21 protein-coding genes are annotated in these 20,325 nt (G+C 62.4%); 9 read left to right on the forward strand and 12 right to left on the reverse strand.

Annotated features, from left to right (window positions below; translation table 11 throughout):
- Nucleotides 1–164: 164 nt before the first annotated feature.
- The 3 genes from ACF8R4_RS10735 to ACF8R4_RS10745 all read left to right on the forward strand — a co-directional run bounded on the left by ACF8R4_RS10735 (nt 165) and on the right by ACF8R4_RS10745 (nt 2,795).
- Entirely contained in the window at nt 165–752 is a 588-nt protein-coding gene (locus ACF8R4_RS10735) for a YecA family protein (protein WP_060497470.1), read from the forward strand.
- 7 nt (nt 753–759) lie between these two features.
- Complete coding sequence (locus ACF8R4_RS10740) at nt 760–1,125, forward strand: YbaN family protein (protein ID WP_060497471.1); 366 nt, start codon at nt 760–762, stop codon at nt 1,123–1,125.
- 311 nt (nt 1,126–1,436) lie between these two features.
- On the forward strand, nt 1,437–2,795 hold the full coding sequence (locus tag ACF8R4_RS10745) for a TolC family outer membrane protein (RefSeq protein WP_060497472.1): 1,359 nt from the start codon (nt 1,437–1,439) through the stop codon (nt 2,793–2,795).
- A 41-nt stretch (nt 2,796–2,836) separates the two neighbouring features.
- Here the strand turns inward: ACF8R4_RS10745 and ACF8R4_RS10750 are convergent, their stop codons facing one another.
- From ACF8R4_RS10750 to ACF8R4_RS10760, 3 genes are all read right to left on the reverse strand, one after another.
- Nucleotides 2,837–3,436, reverse strand: a complete 600-nt coding sequence (locus ACF8R4_RS10750; protein WP_392492344.1) for a tRNA-uridine aminocarboxypropyltransferase — start codon at nt 3,434–3,436, stop codon at nt 2,837–2,839.
- Between the two features lie 64 nt (nt 3,437–3,500).
- Nucleotides 3,501–5,066 carry a PAS domain-containing methyl-accepting chemotaxis protein gene (locus ACF8R4_RS10755; RefSeq protein WP_156867921.1) on the reverse strand — a complete coding sequence of 522 codons (1,566 nt, stop codon included), beginning with the start codon at nt 5,064–5,066 and terminating at the stop codon, nt 3,501–3,503.
- A gap of 136 nt (nt 5,067–5,202) precedes the next feature.
- The gene (locus ACF8R4_RS10760) at nt 5,203–6,096 is read right to left on the reverse strand and encodes a LysR family transcriptional regulator (RefSeq protein WP_060497475.1); all 894 of its coding nucleotides are present in this window, start codon (nt 6,094–6,096) and stop codon (nt 5,203–5,205) included.
- 226 nt (nt 6,097–6,322) lie between these two features.
- Here ACF8R4_RS10760 and speB point away from each other — a divergent pair, with 226 nt between their 5' ends.
- Nucleotides 6,323–7,273, forward strand: coding sequence for an agmatinase (speB, locus tag ACF8R4_RS10765; RefSeq protein WP_003254586.1), 951 nt, complete (start codon nt 6,323–6,325; stop codon nt 7,271–7,273).
- Between the two features lie 133 nt (nt 7,274–7,406).
- On the forward strand, nt 7,407–8,786 hold the full coding sequence (locus tag ACF8R4_RS10770; protein ID WP_060497476.1) for a sodium:solute symporter: 1,380 nt from the start codon (nt 7,407–7,409) through the stop codon (nt 8,784–8,786).
- 65 nt (nt 8,787–8,851) lie between these two features.
- Here the strand turns inward: ACF8R4_RS10770 and ACF8R4_RS10775 are convergent, their stop codons facing one another.
- Both ACF8R4_RS10775 and ACF8R4_RS10780 read right to left on the reverse strand, forming a co-directional pair.
- Entirely contained in the window at nt 8,852–8,980 is a 129-nt protein-coding gene (locus tag ACF8R4_RS10775) for a PA1414 family protein (protein ID WP_009683677.1), read from the reverse strand.
- Nucleotides 8,981–9,104: 124 nt separating this feature from the next.
- Nucleotides 9,105–9,998: a LysR family transcriptional regulator gene (locus ACF8R4_RS10780; protein WP_060497477.1), complete on the reverse strand. Its 894-nt coding sequence runs from the start codon at nt 9,996–9,998 to the stop codon at nt 9,105–9,107.
- A 106-nt stretch (nt 9,999–10,104) separates the two neighbouring features.
- Here ACF8R4_RS10780 and ACF8R4_RS10785 point away from each other — a divergent pair, with 106 nt between their 5' ends.
- Nucleotides 10,105–11,271, forward strand: a complete 1,167-nt coding sequence (locus ACF8R4_RS10785) for an MFS transporter (RefSeq protein WP_392492348.1) — start codon at nt 10,105–10,107, stop codon at nt 11,269–11,271.
- Here the strand turns inward: ACF8R4_RS10785 and ACF8R4_RS10790 are convergent.
- Nucleotides 11,268–12,194, reverse strand: coding sequence for a DMT family transporter (locus ACF8R4_RS10790; protein ID WP_060497479.1), 927 nt, complete (start codon nt 12,192–12,194; stop codon nt 11,268–11,270). The genes ACF8R4_RS10785 and ACF8R4_RS10790 overlap by 4 nt on opposite strands.
- Nucleotides 12,195–12,300: 106 nt before the next feature.
- Complete coding sequence (locus tag ACF8R4_RS10795; RefSeq protein WP_104834183.1) at nt 12,301–12,696, reverse strand: transcriptional regulator; 396 nt, start codon at nt 12,694–12,696, stop codon at nt 12,301–12,303.
- 204 nt (nt 12,697–12,900) lie between these two features.
- On the opposite strand from ACF8R4_RS10795, the gene ACF8R4_RS10800 reads away from it, so the two are divergent.
- Nucleotides 12,901–13,173, forward strand: coding sequence for a hypothetical protein (locus tag ACF8R4_RS10800; protein ID WP_060497481.1), 273 nt, complete (start codon nt 12,901–12,903; stop codon nt 13,171–13,173).
- Between the two features lie 63 nt (nt 13,174–13,236).
- Here the strand turns inward: ACF8R4_RS10800 and ACF8R4_RS10805 are convergent, their stop codons facing one another.
- On the reverse strand, nt 13,237–14,598 hold the full coding sequence (locus ACF8R4_RS10805; protein WP_060497482.1) for a DEAD/DEAH box helicase: 1,362 nt from the start codon (nt 14,596–14,598) through the stop codon (nt 13,237–13,239).
- A gap of 103 nt (nt 14,599–14,701) precedes the next feature.
- Between ACF8R4_RS10805 and ACF8R4_RS10810 the strand changes: the two genes are divergently transcribed.
- On the forward strand, nt 14,702–16,003 hold the full coding sequence (locus ACF8R4_RS10810; RefSeq protein ID WP_060497483.1) for a mechanosensitive ion channel family protein: 1,302 nt from the start codon (nt 14,702–14,704) through the stop codon (nt 16,001–16,003).
- A 69-nt stretch (nt 16,004–16,072) separates the two neighbouring features.
- On the opposite strand, the gene ACF8R4_RS10815 is transcribed toward ACF8R4_RS10810, so the two are convergent.
- The 4 genes from ACF8R4_RS10815 to ACF8R4_RS10830 all read right to left on the reverse strand — a co-directional run bounded on the left by ACF8R4_RS10815 (nt 16,073) and on the right by ACF8R4_RS10830 (nt 19,340).
- Nucleotides 16,073–17,008 carry an AEC family transporter gene (locus ACF8R4_RS10815; protein WP_060497484.1) on the reverse strand — a complete coding sequence of 312 codons (936 nt, stop codon included), beginning with the start codon at nt 17,006–17,008 and terminating at the stop codon, nt 16,073–16,075.
- A 1-nt stretch (nt 17,009) separates the two neighbouring features.
- Nucleotides 17,010–17,885 (reverse strand): carboxylate/amino acid/amine transporter, encoded by an 876-nt coding sequence (locus ACF8R4_RS10820; RefSeq protein WP_060497485.1) that lies wholly within the window; start codon nt 17,883–17,885, stop codon nt 17,010–17,012.
- Between the two features lie 431 nt (nt 17,886–18,316).
- Nucleotides 18,317–18,916 carry an FMN-dependent NADH-azoreductase gene (locus ACF8R4_RS10825; protein WP_060497486.1) on the reverse strand — a complete coding sequence of 200 codons (600 nt, stop codon included), beginning with the start codon at nt 18,914–18,916 and terminating at the stop codon, nt 18,317–18,319.
- Between the two features lie 109 nt (nt 18,917–19,025).
- Nucleotides 19,026–19,340, reverse strand: a complete 315-nt coding sequence (locus ACF8R4_RS10830) for a hypothetical protein (RefSeq protein WP_028697750.1) — start codon at nt 19,338–19,340, stop codon at nt 19,026–19,028.
- A gap of 48 nt (nt 19,341–19,388) precedes the next feature.
- Here ACF8R4_RS10830 and ACF8R4_RS10835 point away from each other — a divergent pair, with 48 nt between their 5' ends.
- The gene (locus ACF8R4_RS10835; RefSeq protein WP_060497487.1) at nt 19,389–20,312 is read left to right on the forward strand and encodes a LysR family transcriptional regulator; all 924 of its coding nucleotides are present in this window, start codon (nt 19,389–19,391) and stop codon (nt 20,310–20,312) included.
- The last annotated feature ends 13 nt before the right edge of the window (nt 20,313–20,325 follow it).

Raw genomic sequence — 20,325 nt, forward strand, 5'->3', positions numbered from 1 at the left:
TTTTTGCCAGGCGACCGGTAAACCCTGCCCCTGGATGAAAAACCGTGGAGTATACCGCAGCACCGCACCGCGCAGGGCACCACGGTGATAGACGTTCCCTTTGCCCCGCTGCCGCTGCAAGGTGCTAGAATTCGTTATCGTTTATTCCCCAAGGTAGCCCTGTAATGTCCTTCGCCGAGCAACTGACCCGCCTGCAAGCCTTCCTCGACGCCGACGAGCTGCACGAAGAAGCGCTGGACTATGTCGCCGCACACGGCTACCTCACCGCCCTGTCGATCAACGCCGAGGATGTACCGGAACGCGAGTGGATCGACGCCCTGTTCGCCGAAGAGCCGCACTACAGCAGCGATGCCCAGCGCACCGAAATCGAGGCGACGCTGGTTGCCCTCAAGGCGCTCATCGCCCGCCAGCTGGCCAGCGACGACGAATTCGAACTGCCATGCGACCTGGACCTGACCGACGAGCCGGACGATTCCGACCTGCGCGGCTGGTGCATCGGCTTCATGGAAGGCGTGTTCCTGCGTGAAGAAGCCTGGTTCGAGAACGCCGAAGAAGAAGTCAGCGAGATGCTGCTGCCGATCATGGTCGGCTCGGGCCTGTTCGACGAACAGCCAGAGTTCGCCGACATCGCCAGCAACGCCAACCTGCAGGACGACATGATCGTACAGATCCCCGAAGCGCTGACCGCACTGTTCCTGCTGCTGCACGCCCCTGACGAAAAACCGGCGCTGCTCAAGCCACGCCACCACTAATCTGCCTGTGCGCTACCTGCTGCTGGCCATCGGCTGGCTCAGCGTTGCGCTGGGGGTGTTGGGGATTTTCCTGCCGGTACTGCCCACCACCCCCTTCCTGCTATTGGCGGCAGCCTGCTTTGCCCGCAGCTCGCCGCGCTTTCACCACTGGCTGGTCAACCACCCCAAGCTCGGGCCGTGGATTCGCGACTACCTCAGTGGTGAAGGCATTCCCCTCAAAGGCAAGGTCTACGCCATCGGCCTGATGTGGGCCAGCATTGGTCTGTCGTGCTATCTGGTTCCCCTCTTCTGGGCGCGCACATTCATGCTGACCAGCGCCGTGCTGGTCAGCCTGTATATCCTCAGACAGAAAACCCTGCACACGCCAAAGTGACATTTTTTTGTCGCCAAATATCACTTTCGCCTAACGGATATTTCCTTTATCCAGAATAATTCTGGAACCGCACGAAAGCCTTGCAGACACTGGCTTGGAACGCGTTACGCGTATTCGCTTTCAGCACTTATCGGTCTCTTTTTTAGAGAAAAACGATCTTATATTCAAATTTTATATGAATAAATCTTCTTATGTATCGCGTTGAATGTACTTAGCTGTGTTGTTAAAAACCTGCAACACTATACGCGATAACATTATCGTCATTTTTTTGGCGAGCAGCAGGATCAATTCCAGGATCAGGGAGATGTACCATGCGCGTTTTGAACCCCATCACCAGTGCATTACTGTTGGCCCTGGCGAGTGCCAACGTACAGGCGATGTCGATCACCGAGGCCGTCCAGAGCGCCGTGGACTACCACCCACAAGTCAGCTCCAACCGCAACAGCAAGCTGTCGGCCGATGAGGACGTGAAATTTGCGCGTGGTGGCTACTACCCTTCCGTGGATTTGGTCGCTGGCTATGGCCGCCAGCGTTCGGACAACGCCACTACCCGTGCCGAGGGTAACCACAACAAGGAAACCCTCAACTACACCCAGTCCGAGCTGCGCCTGCGGCAGATGATCTTCGACGGCTTCAACACCTCGAATGAAGTGGGCCGTACCAAGGCAGTCTCCACCTCCCGTGCCTACTACACCCAGGCCGTTGCCCAGGATGTCGCCTTGCGTGCCGTGGAGGTCTACCTGGAAGTGCTCAAGCGCCGCGAGCTGGTAACCCTGGCCAAGAACAACCTGCAAGCCCACCTGCGCGTCAACGACCAGATCGGCCTGCGTAACGAGCGCGGCGTTGGCAGCACCGCCGACCTTGACCAGTCCCGCGCACGTCGCGCCCTGGCAGAAAACAACCTGGATACCGCCGAAGTCGACCTGGCCGATGCCGAGGCCAACTTCTTCAGCGTGATCGGCCGTGCCCCGGACGAGCTGGAAAGCCCGCAGACCATCAAGGCCGAGGTGCCAGAAACCCTCGAAGGCGCCCGCGACAGCATGCGTCAGAACAACCCCTACATCAAATCTGCCCAGGCTGACGTCAACGCGGCCGAGCAGCAGTACGAGGTCGGCAAGTCGACTTTCTACCCGCGCTTCGACGCCATTCTGGCAACCGGTGCCAACAACAACACCGGCGGCGAGAAAGGCCACAACAACAACGACTGGCAGGCCGGTGTAGAGATGAACTACAACCTGTTCCGTGGCGGCAGCGACAAGGCCCGCCTGCAGTCTGACGCGCACAAGATCAACCAGGCCTTGGACATCCGCAACAACGCCCTGCGTGAGTTGACCGAAAACCTGAGCCTGGCGTGGAACGCCATGAACAACGCCAGCAAGCAGCTGCCGACTGCGCGTGAATACGCCGAGACCACCAAGCGCGTGCGTGCTGCCTACCAGGACCAGTTCGGCCTGGGCCAGCGTACCCTGCTGGACGTGCTGGACAGTGAAAACGAGCTGTACAACGCCGACCGCCGCTACACCGAAGTGCGTTATACCGAGGAGTTCTCGCGTTATCGCGTACTGGCGACCATGGGTGAGTTGCTGACCAAGCAACATATCTCGCTGCCGCCAGAGGCGCTGGCTACCACTGAGGTACGCACCGAGGCGCGCCTGCCCGAGATGCGTTGATCGGATTTGAGATTCGGGGGCCGCTTTGCGGCCCCCAACCCTCACTCGGCGCCATGGTTACGCTGAAACGTCTCCATCCCCATCGCCTTGATCTGCCCCTCGATCAACGCCTCGAAAGGCGCCAGCAGTGCATCGAAGCAGACAGGCTGCTCCAGCGTATTCAATGCCCCCACCACCGCCTCGATCGTCGACAATGCCCCCACTTCCGGCGCTTTGCGCAGCCGGTAACGTGAAGGCGTAACGGCCCCCAAGGACACTCTCGGCAACCCCTCCAGCAACGGATTCATGTACAACAGCTTGCGCGCCTTGCGCCAGGTGCCGTCGGGCACGATCAGCAGCAAGGGTTGGTCTTCGGCTTCGCTATACGCCGAGAGCACCTGGGCGTCTGCACCCGGGAATAGCAGCGCCGGGCGGTAACCGGGCGTCGCCAACAGTTCACTCAAGTCCTCGAACACCTCTCCAATCCGCAACTCGGCATTGTTCAGGCCAAGGGCAGCAAGGCGTGCGGTATTCAGGGCATGGGCGGTTTCACTGGGGTGCTGCAGCAGGATGACGCGGGTGCGGCTGTCGAGTGCGGGGATCAGTGGGCAAAGGCAATGGTCGAGCGGGCGCTGGCAGCGCTCGCAACGGGGTCTGGGCATGGGGTTCTCCTTGGCGGAGACAGTTTGCCACAGAAACGGGGCCCGCTTTGCGGGCCCAGCAACCTCAGCGGTTGAAGCGCTCCGCCAGGCTATGCAGATACTCCGCCATGCGCTCCAAGTCCTGACTGATCTGCGCCCCCTGCCTGGCCTGCCCGGCACTCTGGTCACACAACTGGGCGATCCTCACGATCTGCTGGTTGATGTCCTCAGCCACATGGCTCTGCTGCTCCGACGCCGTCGCCATCTGCTGGCTCATGCCAGTGATACGGCTGACCGCCTGGGCAATGCCGCTCAACGCCGCCTGCACGGCCTCGACACTGTGCACGCTCTCCCGCGATATCTGCTCGCCCCGGCTGGCCGTGCTCACCGCACGCTCGGCACCTGCACGCAGCGAGGCAATGATGTGGTGGATCTCATCGGTAGACGCACGGGTGCGCTGGGCCAGCGAACGTACTTCATCCGCCACCACGGCAAACCCGCGCCCCTGCTCGCCCGCGCGCGCCGCCTCGATGGCTGCGTTCAGTGCCAACAGGTTGGTCTGCTCGGCAATCGAGGTAATCACATCGACCACACTGCCGATCGACTGGGTTTGCTCGGCCAAAGCGTTGACCGCCTGGCCGATGTCATTGACCGCATCACTCATGCTGCCCATGGCCTTGAGGCTTTGCAGCGCCAACTCACTGCCCTGTTGTGCCAGCTGGTCGGCATCACCCGCCGCGTGTGCGGTGCTTTGCACGTTGTGGGTAACCTCCTGAATGGTCGCCGCCATCTGGGCAATGGCCGTCGCGGATTGGTCGGTCTCGCTGCGCTGGCGGTCGAGCATTTGAGCTTGCGCATCGGACAAATCGGACGACTGCGCCGCCCGCGACTTCACCCCGACGCCTGCATCCACCAAACGGGTCAAAGCCGTTTGCAGTCGTGCTTCCTCGCTGATGATGGCCAGGTCGAGCTGGCCCTGCAGCCCTGGGTTGTCGCTGTAGGTCAGCGCCACCAGCGGGCTGGTAAAGGCCTTGGGGTGCTCGGCCAGCGTGCGGCGGATGGCCTGGTTCTGCCGGTGCTCGACCAGGTACCAGGCCAACAGCAGGCTGGCCATCAGCACGCCAAGTGCTGCATAGGGTGGCAGCCACAGGTAGCCAGCCGCCGACAACAGGCCCGCACCAAACAGCGGCCAGCCGTGCCCCAGCCCATGCCCCAGCCGCGCCGCCCATGGCACGGCAGCCCTGCCGCTGCGCAGGCGGGCATAAAGCGCCTCGGCACGGCGGATCTGCTCGCGCGTGGGCACCGAGCGCACCGACTCGTAGCCACTGATGCGGCCCTGCTCGTAGATCGCCGTGACATAGGCGCTGACCCAGTAATAGTCCCCGTTCTTGGCCCGATTCTTGACCACGCCCATCCACGGTTTGCCCTGCTTGATGGTCTCCCACATATGCCCGAATACCGCCGGCGGCATATCCGGGTGGCGCACCAGGTTGTGGGGTTGGCCGACCAGCTCGTCGTACGTGAAGCCGCTGATCGCCACGAAGGCATCGTTGCAGTAGGTGATGCGGCTGTTCAGGTCCGTGGTGGAAATCAGGCGTTGATCGCTGGAAAAGGTTCTTTCGTGCTCAGTGACGGGCAAATTCATGCGCATCTTGGGCGATCCTTGCAGGATGAAATGAGGGAAAATCATCAGCGCAAATTGATATGTAGCAGAGCGCTATCAGGTTAGCGGCCACCCCATGCAGGAAATTAGAGCCTCCCGACGAAATACATGAACAACGTGCTCATCAACCCACATTGAGCTGGCTTTTCAGCAGGTCGCGGAAGGTCTGGATCAAGGGTTCACGGCTACGCCCGCGGCGGATGATGAGCGAAAACGGGGCCTGGTAACCAAACGTCGACGGCGACAGCACACGCAAGTCGCCCTTGTCGACCCAGGCCTGGGCGTAATGTTCGGGCAAATAGCCGATATAGGCCCCGGACAGAATCAGGATCAGCTGCGCCTCCATACTCTCCACCGTCGCCGCACTGTGCTTGAAACCATGCCGGGCTAACTCAGCCTGGCTCCAGTAGCCACGCCCGACCATGCGTTGCTGCGTCACCACCGGTTCAGGGATACGCCGCTCGGCATACAGCGGGTGACGGCTGCTGCAGTACAACCAGTGCTGCTCACGGTACAACGGCTGGTACAGCAGGCCGCTCATGCGCGAGGAGAACGCGCCAATGGCCAGGTCCAGGCGGTTGTCCTGCACACCCAGTTGCAGCTCGTAGGGGCTGGACACCGACAGGTGCAGGTGCACCGCCGGGTGCTCCTGGCTGTAGGCGCCAATGGCTTCGGCCAGCGGCAAGGCCCGGTCACCAACCGTGGAGTCGATCACCCCAAGGTTGAGGGTGCCGCGCAGTTCTCCCTTGAGGGCAGCGGCATACTGCTCGAAGCCGTCCAGCTCGGCCAACAGGCGCAGGGTTTCCTGGTGGAACAGTTCGCCTTTGCTGGTGAGGCTGAAGCCGCCCCGGCCACGGTGACACAGCACGATACCCAGGGCCCCCTCCAACTGGCTCATGTACGTACTGATGGCCGAGGTTGAAAGGTTCAGCTCGCGCTGAGCGTTGGCAAAGCCCTGGTGGCGCACCACGCTGATAAAGATGCGCAGCAGTTTCAGGTCGGGCAAGGTCGAGGCCATGGTGCAACGGTTCCGCAGGGGTATTTGCGCGCAGTCTAACCGCTCTGCCCGCCTTTAGTTCAGAAATTCCTGAACTAAGTTTTTGTCGGTAGCGATTCTTCCCCGCCACTACCTTCAGCAGACTTGGCCGAAATGTCCCTGCCCGCCGGCAAAACCACACATGAAATGGCGCGCGGCGGCACAGGTTCGAACAAACAGAACAATCGACCGACTGATGAGGCCCACCGTGGACAAGACTCTCCACCAACCACTGGGCGGCAACGAAATGCCGCGTTTCGGCGGCATCGCCACCATGCTCCGTCTCCCCCACCTGCAAAGCGCCGAAGGCCTGGATGCCGCCTTCATTGGCGTGCCGCTGGACATCGGCACCTCGCTGCGCTCCGGCACCCGCTTCGGCCCACGGCAGATTCGCGCCGAGTCGGTGATGATCCGCCCGTACAACATGGCCACCGGTGCCGCACCGTTCGACTCGCTGTCGGTGGCCGACATCGGCGACGTGGCGATCAACACCTTCAACCTGCTGGACGCCGTGCGCATCATCGAAGAAGCGTATGACGAGATCGTCGAGCACAATGTCATCCCGATGACCCTGGGTGGCGACCACACCATCACCCTGCCGATCTTGCGCGCACTGCACAAGAAGCACGGCAAGATCGGCCTGGTGCATATTGATGCCCACGCCGACGTCAACGACCACATGTTTGGCGAGAAGATCGCCCACGGCACCACCTTCCGCCGCGCCGTGGAAGAAGGCCTGCTCGATTGCGACCGCGTGGTGCAGATCGGCCTGCGCGCCCAGGGCTATACCGCCGACGACTTCAACTGGAGCCGCCGCCAGGGCTTCCGTGTGGTGCAGGCTGAAGAGTGCTGGCACAAGTCGCTGGAGCCACTGATGGCCGAAGTGCGGGAAAAAGTCGGCGGCGGCCCGGTTTACCTGTCGTTCGACATCGACGGCATCGACCCGGCCTGGGCGCCTGGCACCGGCACCCCGGAAATTGGCGGCTTGACCACCATCCAGGCGATGGAGATCATTCGCGGCTGCCACGGCCTGGACCTGATCGGCTGTGACCTTGTCGAAGTCTCCCCGCCTTACGACACCACCGGCAACACCTCGCTGCTCGGTGCCAACCTGCTGTTCGAAATGCTCTGCGTGCTACCGGGCGTAGTGCGTCGCTAATACCGCTACACCCCGGCAGGAGCCATGAGGGAGGGCCACTGAGGCCCGCCAACAACACGACAAGACCGCCGGGCGCCGTGCAACCGCCCGCGTGGTCGATCTCGCCATAATAAAGATAATCGGGAGACCCCCAATGGCCTTGGACATCATTGTTGTAATGATCTATACCGCCGGCATGCTCGGGCTTGGCTGGTATGGCATGCGGCGCGCGAAAACCCACGAAGACTACCTGGTAGCCGGGCGCAACCTCGGCCCGGTCCTGTACATGGGCACCATGGCCACGACCGTGCTGGGTGGAGCTTCTACCGTTGGCACCGTACGCCTGGGCTACGTTCACGGCATTTCCGGTTTCTGGCTGTGTGCAGCCTTGGGCCTGGGCATCATCGCCATCAACCTGTTCCTCGCCAAACCGTTGCTGCGCCTGCGCATCTTCACCGTGACTCAGGTGCTGGAGCAGCGCTACAACCCGACCGCTCGCCAGGCCAGCGCCGTGATCATGCTGGCTTACGCGCTGATGATCGGCGTGACCTCTACCCTGGCCATGGCCACCGTACTGCAAGTGCTGCTGGACCTGCCATTCTGGGCCTCGCTGATGCTCGGCGGCGGTGTAGTGGTGCTGTACTCCACCATTGGCGGCATGTGGTCGCTGACCCTGACCGACATCGTGCAGTTCGTGATCAAAACCGTCGGCCTGATGTTCATCCTGCTGCCAGTGTGCCTGTACAAGGCCGGTGGCTGGGATACCCTGGTGGCCAAGCTGCCGGCGGCCAGCTTCCAGCTGACCACCATTGGCTGGGACACCATCATCACCTACTTCCTGATCTACTTCTTCGGCATTCTCATCGGCCAGGACATCTGGCAGCGGGTGTTCACCGCCCGTGACGAGAAAGTCTGCCAGCGTGCCGGTACCACCGCCGGTGTGTACTGCGTGCTGTACGGCCTGGCCTGCGCCGCGATCGGCATGGCTGCACATGTGCTGATGCCCGACCTGGCCAACCCGAACAATGCGTTCGCCGAAATGATCAAGACCACCCTGCCCGATGGCATCCGTGGCCTGCTGATGGCGGCAGCGCTGGCAGCCATGATGTCCACCGCCAGTGCCGGTCTGCTGGCGGCCTCGACGACCGTGACCGAAGACCTGCTGCCCAAGCTGCGTGGCGGCAAGCAGTCGAGCCTTGGTGTCAGCCGCCTGTTCACCCTGCTCACCGGCCTGGTGGTACTGGGTATCGCGCTGATGGTGAACGACGTGATCAACGCACTGACCCTGGCCTACAACCTGCTGGTCGGCGGCATGCTGATCCCGCTGATCGGGGCGATCTTCTGGAAGCGTGCGACCACCGCCGGCGCCATTGCCAGCATGTCGCTGGGCTTTGCCACCGCGCTGCTGTTCATGTTCAAGGACGGGCTGGAGGCCAATACGCCGATCTACTACAGCCTGGCTGTTGGCCTGGTGAGCTTTGTGGTGGTTAGCCTGATGTCGCGTAAGTCGGTGGCAGCGGTGAAGCTGGCCTGATAGACCCTGACAGATACAACAAGGCCGCTGCATCCAACCGGATGCAGCGGCCTTTGCTTTTTTTATCAGCGACGACGCGGCTGGCGCTTGCGCTGCTCTTCATCAGTCGGGATCGGCACCGGCTGCAAGGGTGGTGGAATCAGCCCCAAGGCAACCGCCAGGTCGTGGAGCCAGTTGGACAGTGGTTTATTCATAATGCCCCCTTGACGGGTCAGCCTCACGGCAAATCAATCCTGCGATGTTTCATACAGATCATAGCCCGATGTCCTGTATTACGCATGCCTCTGCTCTTACAGATAAGGGCCATTTTGACGCGGATCAAGCCGTAACGGCGCGTTCCGACGACTGGTTAATCGTTTCGCTTTGTTGCAGGTCGATCCACGCCTGCAAATTGGCACCGCGCATACCCTGGCGCCACATCAGCCAGGTGACCGCCTGATCGAACGGTGCCTGCAGGCGGTGCACCCTTACCCGGTCGCGCCCAGGCAAGCTGTCGAGCATCGACTGGGCCATCATCGCCACGCCAGCGCCGGCAATCACGCAGGCCAACATGCTCTGGTAAGACTCGATCTCCATGACCCGGCCCATCGGGGTATGCGCATGGGCATACCAGGCCTCCAGGCGCATGCGGTACGAGCAGCCCTGGCGGAACGTGAACACTGCCTTCCCAGCCACATCCTTGGCGGTATGCACTGCCGGGTGCTCCGGGCTGGTGATCAGCACCAGATGCTCGTCACACAACGGTACGCCATCCAGCCCCGCCAGGTTCAGCGGCCCATCCACCAGGGCAGCATCCAGGCGGTGGCTGAGCAAGCCTTCTAGCAGCTCGCCGCTAGGGGCAGCGCGCACCTGCAGGTTCACCGCCGGGTAGGCCTGGTGATAGCGCGCCAGCAACGCCGGCAAATGGGTTGCCGCCGTGCTGTACATGGTCCCCAGCACAAAATCCCCGGCCGGTTGGCCGCCCCGCACGGCAGCCAGCGCCTCGTCGCGCAAGGCCGACATGCGGTGTGCGTAGTCCAGCAGCACCTTGCCCGCCGGCGACAGCTGCAGGCGCTGCCGTTCACGTAGGAACAGCTCGACCCCCAATTGCTCTTCCAGTTGGCGCAGGCGCGTCGACAGGTTTGACGGCACCCGATGCAGGCGCTCTGCGGCACGGGTGACCGAGCCTTCCTCGGCCACGGCCTGGAAGATACGCAGTTGGCTGAATTCCACGGCATTCTCCAAAACAGAACAACTTGATCATCATTATTCAATTTTATTGAAAAATAAACCGCCCTAACCTGCCGGCTATCGCTTACATCCGTGCAGGAGACTTGTCATGTCGCCACCTATCCAACTGCTGGCCAGCGCCGTGGCGCTGATGATGGCCATGGGCATCGGCCGTTTCGCCCTCACGCCACAATTGCCGCAACTGATCGCCGAAGGCCAGTTCGACCTGGCGGTTGCCGGGCTGGTCGCGGCAGCCAACTACCTGGGCTATTTCATTGGCGCGGTAGATGCCATGTTCGCCCGCTCACCCGGCCAGGTTCGCCTACGCCTACAGGGTGGGCTGTGGCTGTGCGTGCTGCTGACCCTGGCCTCGTGGGCCGCTGATGGGTTGTGGAGCCACCTGCTGCTGCGCTTTGGTACCGGTGTGGCCAGTGCCTGGGTGCTGGTGATGATCACCAGCCTCAGCCAGCGCGTGGCCAATGCACACAACCGCCAGCGCCAAGGCGCCCTGGTGTTCGCCGGGCCGGGCCTGGGCATTGCCGTGACCGGGCTGCTGGCCTTGGTGGCGCATGTGCTGGGGCTGGGCTCGGCCGCCCTGTGGCTGATCTATGCCGTGGCTGCGCTGATGATGTTGCTGGCCGTGCGGCCATGGCTGCCACGCGCCCTGCAAGTGGCGCCAGCCGCATCGCCAGTGCACCAAGGCCCTACCCGCAGCGTCGGTATTGGCCGCCTGGGGCTGGTGTATGCGCTGTACGGCGTGGGTTACATCTTGCCGGCCACCTTCCTGTCGCAAATGGCCAACCAACAGTTCCAGGGGCAGTGGCAGGCCGACCTGTTCTGGCCGGCGTTTGGCCTGGCGGCGGCCTTGGGCGTGCTGCTAGTAAGCCTGCGCCGTGGCGGCCGCACCTCAACCTGGCTGACCGCCACGCTGTGGCTGCAAGGGGTCGGCGTGCTGGCCTGCCTGTTGGGCGGGGGCATCGGGCTGGCGCTGGGCGTGGTGCTATGTGGCGGGCCGTTCCTGGCCTGCATGCAACTGGTGATGCAACGCTCGCGAGAGCTGGCACCCCATGCCACGCAACGCAATGCCGGGCTATTGACCGCATGCTTTGCCCTGGGGCAACTGAGTGGCCCATTGCTGGCAGCACTCAGCATCCAGTACAGCGGCGGGCTGCAGCCGGCACTGATGGCGGCGGCGGGCGGGTTGGTGGTGGCCGGAGGGTTGGTGCGGTTGGCACGCAGCGAGCGGGCCGGGCGCGCCTGCCCAGCAAACCTTTAACCGACATACCGCCGTAGCTGCTTCTTCACCCAAGGCTCGGCACTTACCAGAATCACCCCCAGCAGCACCATCAACGCGCCAATCACAAAGTTGACGCTCAGCGGCTCATCCAGCAGTAGTACACCAAAGGTCACCCCGAACAGCGGGGTGATGAACGAAAACACAGCGAGGTTTGATGCCAGGTATTTGCGCAGCAACCAGAACCAGGTCAGGTAGCTGACGAACGACACCACAATCCCCTGGAACAGCACACTGCCCATGGCCAATGGCGTCAGCGAGACGGCGCCGATCTGCCCGCTGAGCAAGGCAATCAGCAACAGCCCGGCAAAACCCACCGCCAGCTGATAGAACAAGGTCAAGGTCGCCGGCGCCTCCGACAGTCGTGAGCAGCGCACCACCACCGTGGTCGCGCCCCAGGCCAGGCCGGCGATGACACCGAAGGCATCACCCAGCAGCATGCGGCCATCCATCTCCTCGAACGACATGCCACCGGCAAACGCCATGGCAATGCCACTAAATGCCAGCAGAATCCCCAGCCACTGCAACAACCTCAGGCGCTCGCTGGGTAACCTGAAATGCAGGCCCAGCGCGGTAAACACCGGTGCGGTATAGAGGAACACCGACATGTGGGCCGCCGACGTCAGCTTCAGCCCCTCGGCAATGAACAGGAATTCAAGGCCAAACAACCCACCTGCCACCACTCCGGCGCGCCATGTATTGCCGACTTGCTCCCAACCACCACGCCAGCACAACATCAGGCCTACCAATATGGCTGCGATGCCATTGCGCAGGGCCGCTTGCATCACCGGGGCGATATCCACGGCGGCGGTTTTGATCAGCACCTGCTGGCAACCCCAGATCAGGCACAGCCCCAGCATCACCTGGAAAGCGAACGCGTCAGGGTTCTTGCGGACCGCGCTCATGAGCGGGCCTCTGGGGTGATCGTAGGCATGGGCAAAGGCTCGGCAGTATTCAGAAGTTACCGATTATCGGGTTTCCATGCCCACCGTTGCCAGCCTCAAAACGACCTCAAGCAATCTGCGCCTTCGCTGACACCTGTTCGAAGGTGGCTTCATCCAGCGCATCCGCCTGCTCGTCCAGCACCTGACGCGGGTGCTCGAAGCCGGGGATGCTGCTGTCGATCAGGCTCATCAGACGCAAACCGCGCTCGGTCAGCACGAAGTTTTCGCCATTGCCGCCCTCTTCTTCAGGCCGACTTTCGATGAAGCCACGCTTGAACAGCAGCTTCTCGTACTCACAGGCAAGGGTTTTAAGCAGGTCCAGGTCTCCCACCGGCTCACCCTTGGCAGCCAGCGCTGCAGCGTGCTGCTCGGCATAGGGGCGTGGGGTAAAGCTGTGACCAGCGCCGTTCTGCACCTCGTGCAACAAACGCTCGATCAGGTCCCAGTCGTAGGGGATGCTCATGGTGATGGGCTCCAGCTGTGGACGGAAGGGGTACACAGGTTGGGACCGGAAAGTGGGTGGTGACGTTCCGGAAAATGGAATAGATATGACGGCGCCCCCCCCCCCTCGCCGGCTGACTGACCGTCATTGCCATCGGTCGTAATCGCTGAACTTGCCTGGGCCTATTACCCTCCACCGCGCATAACCACCGCTGGAGGTAAAAGGATGAAACCGCTACTGCCCTTTACTTGCGCCATCGCCCTGTCCTGCGCCCTGCCCGCCTGGGCCTGCACACCGGAAGAAGCCACGCAGAAACGTGAAGAGCTGGCCGGGCTGGTTACCCAGTTGACCGAGCAGAACCCGCAGAAGGCCAAGGAGATCAATGACGAGCTTCAGGGGATGGATCTGGAGACGGCGAGCAATGACTTGCCCGACAAGTGTCAGCTGATCGACCAGCGGATCAAGGAATTGAAAACGGCGGAGCAGAAGGCTGAGTAGTTGTCGCCTGTACTGGCCTCTTCGCGGGCGTGCCCGCGAAAAAGCCAACACAACTACGTGGTGTTACTCAGCAGCCGGCTTGCGCTTTTTCAGCGGCGCCAGGCCATCAGCGCTGGCCAGCGGTGCATTGGTCTTCGGTTTGGCGGTCGGCTTGCGCTTGGCGGCAGTTTTCTTGTCGCCCGACTTCTTCTCGACCTTTTTCTTCTTGCTGCCAGCCGCCTTGCCCGAAGCCTTGACCTTCTTCGGCCCGCTGTAGGTACCCTTCACTTCCTTGATCACCCGGCGCTCGAACTGCTGCTTGAGGTAGCGCTCGATGCTCGACATCAGGTTCCAGTCGTTGTGGGTGATCAGCGAGATCGCCAGGCCTTCGCCACCGGCACGGCCGGTACGGCCCACGCGGTGCACGTACTCGTCACCACTGCGTGGCATGTCGAAGTTGATCACCAGATCCAGGCCGTCGATGTCCAGGCCACGGGCCGCCACGTCGGTAGCCACCAGCACCTTGGAGCTGCCCTGCTTGAAGCGCTCGATGGCCAGCTTGCGGTCCTTCTGGTCCTTTTCGCCGTGCAGCACGAAGGCCTTCACGTCCTTGGCTACCAGGTGGCCGTAGATGCGGTCAGCCAGGGCGCGGGTGTTGGTGAAGATGATCGCCTTGTCGAAGGTTTCGTTGGCCAACAGCCACTGCACGATTGCTTCTTTGTGCTGGTCGTGGTCGGCGGTGATGATTTGCTGGCGGGTGCCTTCGGCCAGCTGAGACACGCTGTTGAGCATCAGGTGCTCAGGGTCTTTCAGCACCTTGCCGATGATGTCGCGCAGGGCCGCGCCACCGGTGGTGGCCGAGAACAGCAGGGTTTGCTCGCGGTTCTCGCACTCCTTGCACAGGCGCTCCATGTCTTCGGCGAAGCCCATGTCGAGCATGCGGTCGGCTTCGTCGAGGATCATCACTTGCACGTGGGACAAATCGAGGTTGCCGGCATTGAGATGCTCGAGCAGGCGGCCCGGGGTGCCGATCAGCACATCCGGCACCTTGCGCAGCATGGCGGCTTGTTCCTTGAAGTCTTCACCGCCAGTGACCAGGCCCGCCTTGATGTAGGTGAACTGCGAGAACAGCTGCACTTGCTTGAGGGTCTGCTGGGCCAGCTCGCGGGTCGGCAGCAGGATCAGCGAGCGGATCTCTACCCGTCCACCTTTCAGGTCGACCAGGCGGTTGAGCAGCGGCAGCACGAAGGCAGCCGTTTTACCGCTACCGGTCTGCGCAGTCACGCGCAGGTCACGCCCTTGCAGGGCCAGGGGGATGGCCGCGGCCTGCACCGGGGTTGGCTCGACAAATTTAAGCTCGGCCACGGCTTTAAGCAGGCGTTCATGCAGGGCGAATTGGGAGAACACGGAGGTAACCTCGGGCAAGTGCGGGAAATTCAGTTGCATAGGGTAACGTTTTCTGCCGGCTTAGCCGAATTTCTTTTGGCAACTTTGCCGCCATCCGCGCTCTAATGGCACTTCGTTTCGTAACAAGACTGTACCCAAGCCCATGGATATCCAACGAATCTGGCGTGACTCCCTCGACCTGTGGGGCACCCTCGACCAACATCCCATGCTGCACGCGGCCATCGGCCTGGCGGTGCTGCTGCTGATTTCCCTGGTGATCGGCCGGCTGGCGCGCTTTCTGGTACTGCACAGCGCCCGCCTGCTCTCTCGCCAACCGGCACTGAAGTGGCTGGACGACCTGCGCCACAACAAGGTCCTTCACCGCCTGGCGCAGACCACGCCGTCGCTGGTCCTGCAGTTTGGCCTGAAACTGGTGCCGGAACTGTCCGACACGGCCCAGCACTTCCTCGGCAATGTCGCCCTGGCCTTCACCCTGCTGTTCATGACCATGGCACTGTCGTGCCTGCTGGATGCCCTGCTCGACATCTACGCCCGCACCGAGCACGCCCGCACCCGCTCGATCAAGGGCTACGTGCAGCTGGCCAAGATGATGCTGTGGATTTTCGCCGCCATCGTCATCATCGCCACCCTGATCGACCGCTCGCCGCTGTTGCTGCTGTCTGGCCTGGGTGCCATGTCGGCGGTGCTGCTGTTGGTGTACAAGGACACCCTGCTGTCGTTTGTCGCCAGCGTGCAGCTGACCAGCAACGACATGCTGCATGTGGGCGACTGGATCGAAATGCCGCAGGTGGGGGCCGACGGCGATGTGGTGGACATCACCCTTCACACCGTCAAGGTACAGAACTTCGACAAGACCATCGTCTCCATCCCCACCTGGCGCCTGATGAGCGAGTCGTTCCGCAACTACCGCGGCATGCAGCAATCCGGCGGCCGGCGGATCAAGCGCAGCCTGTTCATCGATGCGGCTGGGGTACGCTTCCTCACCCGCGAAGAGGAACAGCGCCTGAGCCAGGTGCAACTGCTGGGCGACTACCTGGCGGGCAAGCGCCAGGAGCTGCAAAACTGGAACGAGGCCCTGGGGCCCGTGGCGGAGCTGGCGGCCAATCGTCGCAAACTGACCAACATCGGCACCTTCCGCGCCTTTGCCCTGGCCTACCTGAAGAACCACCCCAACGTGCACCCGAACATGACCTGCATGGTGCGGCAGATGCAGACCACCGCCGAAGGTGTGCCGCTGGAGATCTACTGCTTTACCACCACCACGGTGTGGGCGGACTACGAGCGGATTCAGGGGGATATTTTCGACTACCTGCTGGCGGTGTTGCCGGAGTTCGGGTTGAGCCTTTATCAGCAGCCGAGTGGCAATGACATGCGGGTGGGGTTGAGCGGGCGCGTGACACATGAGCCTGCGCCGCGTCGCCTGGAAGAGATGAGCGAGGCTTGAGATTGCCGGGGCTGCTTTGCAGCCCATCGCAGGCAAGCCATGTGCAGTACTTGTGGAAGAGGCCGGCCGCTACCCCGCGTACCCCAACAGGTACAACAACCCGGTCAAGGTCACCAGCGAAGCCACGGTCGACAGCAAGATCGTCCGCGATATCAGCCCCGCCTCGCGGTTGTAGTACTCCGCCAGCATGAACGGCCCGGTCCCGGTCGGCAGCGCCGCCAGCAACACCGCCGAAGCTGCCCACATGCTCGGCAGGCTGAACACCTTGTACGCCAGCACCCAGGTCAGCGCTGGCTGCCCTACCAGCTTCAACCCCACAAGAGGCCACGGACTGGCCTGCGCCCCGGTGCGTTTTTCCGCCAGGAATGCACCCAGCGAGATCAAGGCGCAGGGGGTGGTGGCCAACGCCAGCATGTCGAGAAAATGCATCACCGGCTCGGCCAGCCCCAAGCCCGTCATGGCCCAGCCTGCCCCGGCCAATGGCGAGATCACCAACGGGTTCTTCGCCAGCGCCTTGCCCACCACCACAATGGCACGACCAACATGCCGCTCTCCCTGCAAACCGATCTCGATCAGCGTCAGTGAAATGGCAAACACCAGGCACACCACGATCAACGACGAGATCAGCGCCGGCTGCAAGCCCGCCTGACCGAACAGCAACAGGCACAACGGGATGCCAATGTAGCCGGTGTTGGCATACCCCGCACTGAGCCCATCGATGCTGGACGCCACCAGGCCATGGCCGCTGTACAGCCGCCACGCCAGCGTGATCACGAACATGGCCAGGGCACCTGCACCAAAAGCCACGATGAACCCAGGGTGCCAGATCTCGCTCCAGGTGGCGGTGGCGGTGACCTTGAACAGCAACGCCGGCAGGCACAGCCAGACCACCATCTTGTTGATTTCGGCAGCGGCCTTGTCGCCCAGCTTGTTGGTCTTGCGGCACAGGTAGCCGACCAGGATCAGCGCGAAGATCGGCGCAACAATGACGAAGATGGTGTGCATATCAGGCCTTGCCGGCCAGCGGTGCCTGGGTCCGCCCCCCCAGACGGCTCAACCACACCGACGCCAGGATGATTCCGCCGCCGATGAACAGCCGCCCCAGCGGCTCGTGCTGGTTCCAGATCAACAGGTTCAGCAGCAGCCCTACCGGTACATGCAGGTTATTCATCACCGCCAACGTACCGCCAGACACCAGGCACGCGCCCTTGTTCCACCAGTACAGGCCCAGCGCCGTCGGGCACAGGCCCAGGAACAGCAGCACCAGCCATTGCACATCGGTGCTCGGCAGGTGCTGGGCGTTGCCAAACAGAAGGAAGGCCGGCAACACCACCAGCAAGGCGCCCAGGTAGAAGTAGCCGAAGCGCGCGTAATGCGGCAGGTCGCTGGGGTGGCGTGCGACCAGGTGACGGTACAGCACCTGGCCAGCGGCATAGGTGAAGTTGGCCAGTTGCAGCAGCAGGAAGCCGATGAAGAACTCACCGCTGATGCTGTCGAAGCGGATCACCGCCGCACCGGCCACGGCAACCAGCGCGGCCAGCAGCGCCCACGGGTTGAAACGCCGGTTCATGGCGTCTTCGATCAACGTCACATGCAGCGGCGTGAGGATAGTGAACAGCAGCACCTCCGGCACGGTGAGCACGCGAAAACTCAGGTACAGGCAGACGTAGGTGATGCCGTATTGCAGCGCACCGATCAGCAGCATTGAGCGCATGAAGCGCGGCTCGACCTGGCGCCAGCGGGTCAAAGGCAGGAACACCAGGCCTGCCAGCAGCACCCGTGCGAGCACGGCGAAGTAGCTGTCGACGTGCCCGGCCAAGTACTCGCCGATCAGGCTGAAGGAAAACGCCTGGATCAGCGCGACGATTATCAGGTAGCCCATGGTTGCCTCTTGTGAATCAAGGCCGCGACCTTAGCGGGTTGCGGTAAATGAGTTCAACCATCCAGGCGCCTGTCGTGGTTTTTTTATTGGGGCGTCAATCGAGCGCCGCCCGCGCGGCGCATCGCGAGCTGCGCTCGCTCCTACGTTTGTTTCGGGCCAATTTTTCCTGTGGGATTTGCGCGCGTACGCCTTGGCGCATGGCGCAATATTGCGTCGTAAAAACCAGGCGGTCGCGCGCGCCTGTCACAGGCGTTACTGGCTTGAAACAAACGTAGGAGCGAGCGCAGCTCGCGATGCGCCGCGCGGGCGGCGCTCGATCTGACAAGCACTACAAGGCTCAAATCAATCATAAAAAAGCCCGGCGCTGATGGCCGGGCAGGTACACCCAAAGGAGCAACAAACAGGTGTCAGGGTTGGGAATTCGTTGAACCTCAGGCCACGGCCGCCAGTTTGGCCTTGGCCTGGTTGACGCCCTTCTCATGGAACTCGCCGCTCATGTTCAGGCCTTCGGCATGGATGAAGTCGACATCGTGAATGCCGATGAAGGCCATCACCTGGCGCAGATACGGTTCCTGGTGGTCGCTGCTGGCGCCGGCATGGATGCCACCACGGGCCGTCAGCACGATGGCGCGCTTGCCGGTCAGCAGGCCTTGCGGGCCAGTCGGGGTGTACTTGAAGGTGATGCCGGCACGCAGTACATGGTCCAGCCAGGCCTTGAGGGTGCTGGGGATGGTGAAGTTGTACATCGGCGCGGCCATTACCAGCACGTCCGCTGCCAGCAATTCATCAGTCAGTTCGTTGGAACGGGCCAGGGCCTCCAGTTCGGCGGCACTGCGCTGCTCTTCGGGCTTCATCCAGCCACCCAGCAGGTTGGCGTCCAGGTGCGGTACCGGGCTCACCGCCAGGTCGCGCACCGTGATCTGATCGGCCGGGTGGGCAGCCTGCCATTGCTGGATGAAATCACGGGTCAGCTGACGGGAAACGGAATCCTGCTGGCGGGCGCTGCTTTCGATGATCAGTACGCGGGACATGGGGTGCCTCCATCGGCAAAAAGGGGTGCGATTCGATGGAGGTGAGATTAAGGCTTGACCTATCGATAAAAAAGCGTAAAAAATGGGTTCAATCTATCGATTAATCAGTTTATTCGGCACTGCAGTTCAAGGCAATCCGCAGCTTGATGATCTGCCGGTTGAATTTGGCGGTGACATCGACGCTTTTACCCGCCGGTACGTTCACCCGGCGTACCCTGGGTGCTTCCGGGCCATTGCGGAAGGTCACCTTGCAGGCCGCCGGTACCTGCCCATAGTTGTTGAGGGTAATGGCACCAATGTCGTAGGCCGTGTCATAGGCGGTGTAGTCCAGCTTTACCCCGGTCAGTTCCTTCTCCACATCGATGGGGTAGGCCATGGCCCCGAGGGGCAGGCACATCAGTATTGCCGCACAATATTTCTTCATGGGCCGCTCTCCTTGAAAGAGCGCAGCTTAGGACAACAGGAGCGAAAGATGAAAGCGCCGCGCGTAACCCTTGACCAGTGGCGAACCCTGCAGGCAGTGGTCGATCACGGCGGGTTTGCCCAGGCCGCCGAGGCACTGCATCGCTCGCAGTCCTCGGTCAGCTACACCGTGGCCCGCATGCAAGAGCAACTGGGCGTGCCACTGCTGCGTATCGACGGCCGCAAGGCGGTGCTGACCGACGCCGGCAACGTGCTACTGCGCCGCTCGCGCCACCTGGTGAAGCAGGCCAGCCAGCTGGAGGACCTCGCCCACCACATGGAACAAGGCTGGGAAGCCGAGGTACGTCTGGTGGTCGATGCCGCCTACCCCAGCGCCCGCCTGGTACGTGCCCTGGCCGCGTTCATGCCGCAAAGCCGTGGCTGCCGGGTGCGCCTGCGTGAAGAAGTGCTGTCTGGCGTGGAAGAAGTCATGCATGAAGGCATCGCCGACCTGGCCATCAGCAGCTACAGCATCGGCGGCTACCTGGGCGCCGAACTGAGTGCAGTGGAGTTCGTCGCCGTCGCCCACCCTGAGCACAGCCTGCACCGCCTGGGCCGTGAACTCACCTTCCAGGACCTGGAAAGCCAGTTGCAGGTGGTGATCCGCGACTCCGGCCGCGCGCAGCCACGCGACGTCGGCTGGCTGGGTGCTGAGCAGCGCTGGACCGTCGGCAGCCTGGGCACCGCCGCCACCTTCGTCAGCAGCGGCCTGGGTTTTGCCTGGCTGCCCCGGCACATGATCGAGCGCGAGCTGCGTGAAGGCGTGCTCAAACCGCTGCAGCTGGACCAGGGTGGCAGCCGCCACCCACTGTTCTACCTTTATTCGAGCAAAGAGAAGACCCTGGGCCCGGCCACGCAGATTCTCATCGACCTGCTGCGCAATTTCGACACCGCGCCACTGGACGTGCCCTTCGCAGCCCCCCCACAAGCTTGAAAGGACCGCGCCC

This window comes from Pseudomonas sp. FYR_2, assembly GCF_043106425.1.
GTDB classification, from domain to species: domain Bacteria; phylum Pseudomonadota; class Gammaproteobacteria; order Pseudomonadales; family Pseudomonadaceae; genus Aquipseudomonas; species Aquipseudomonas monteilii.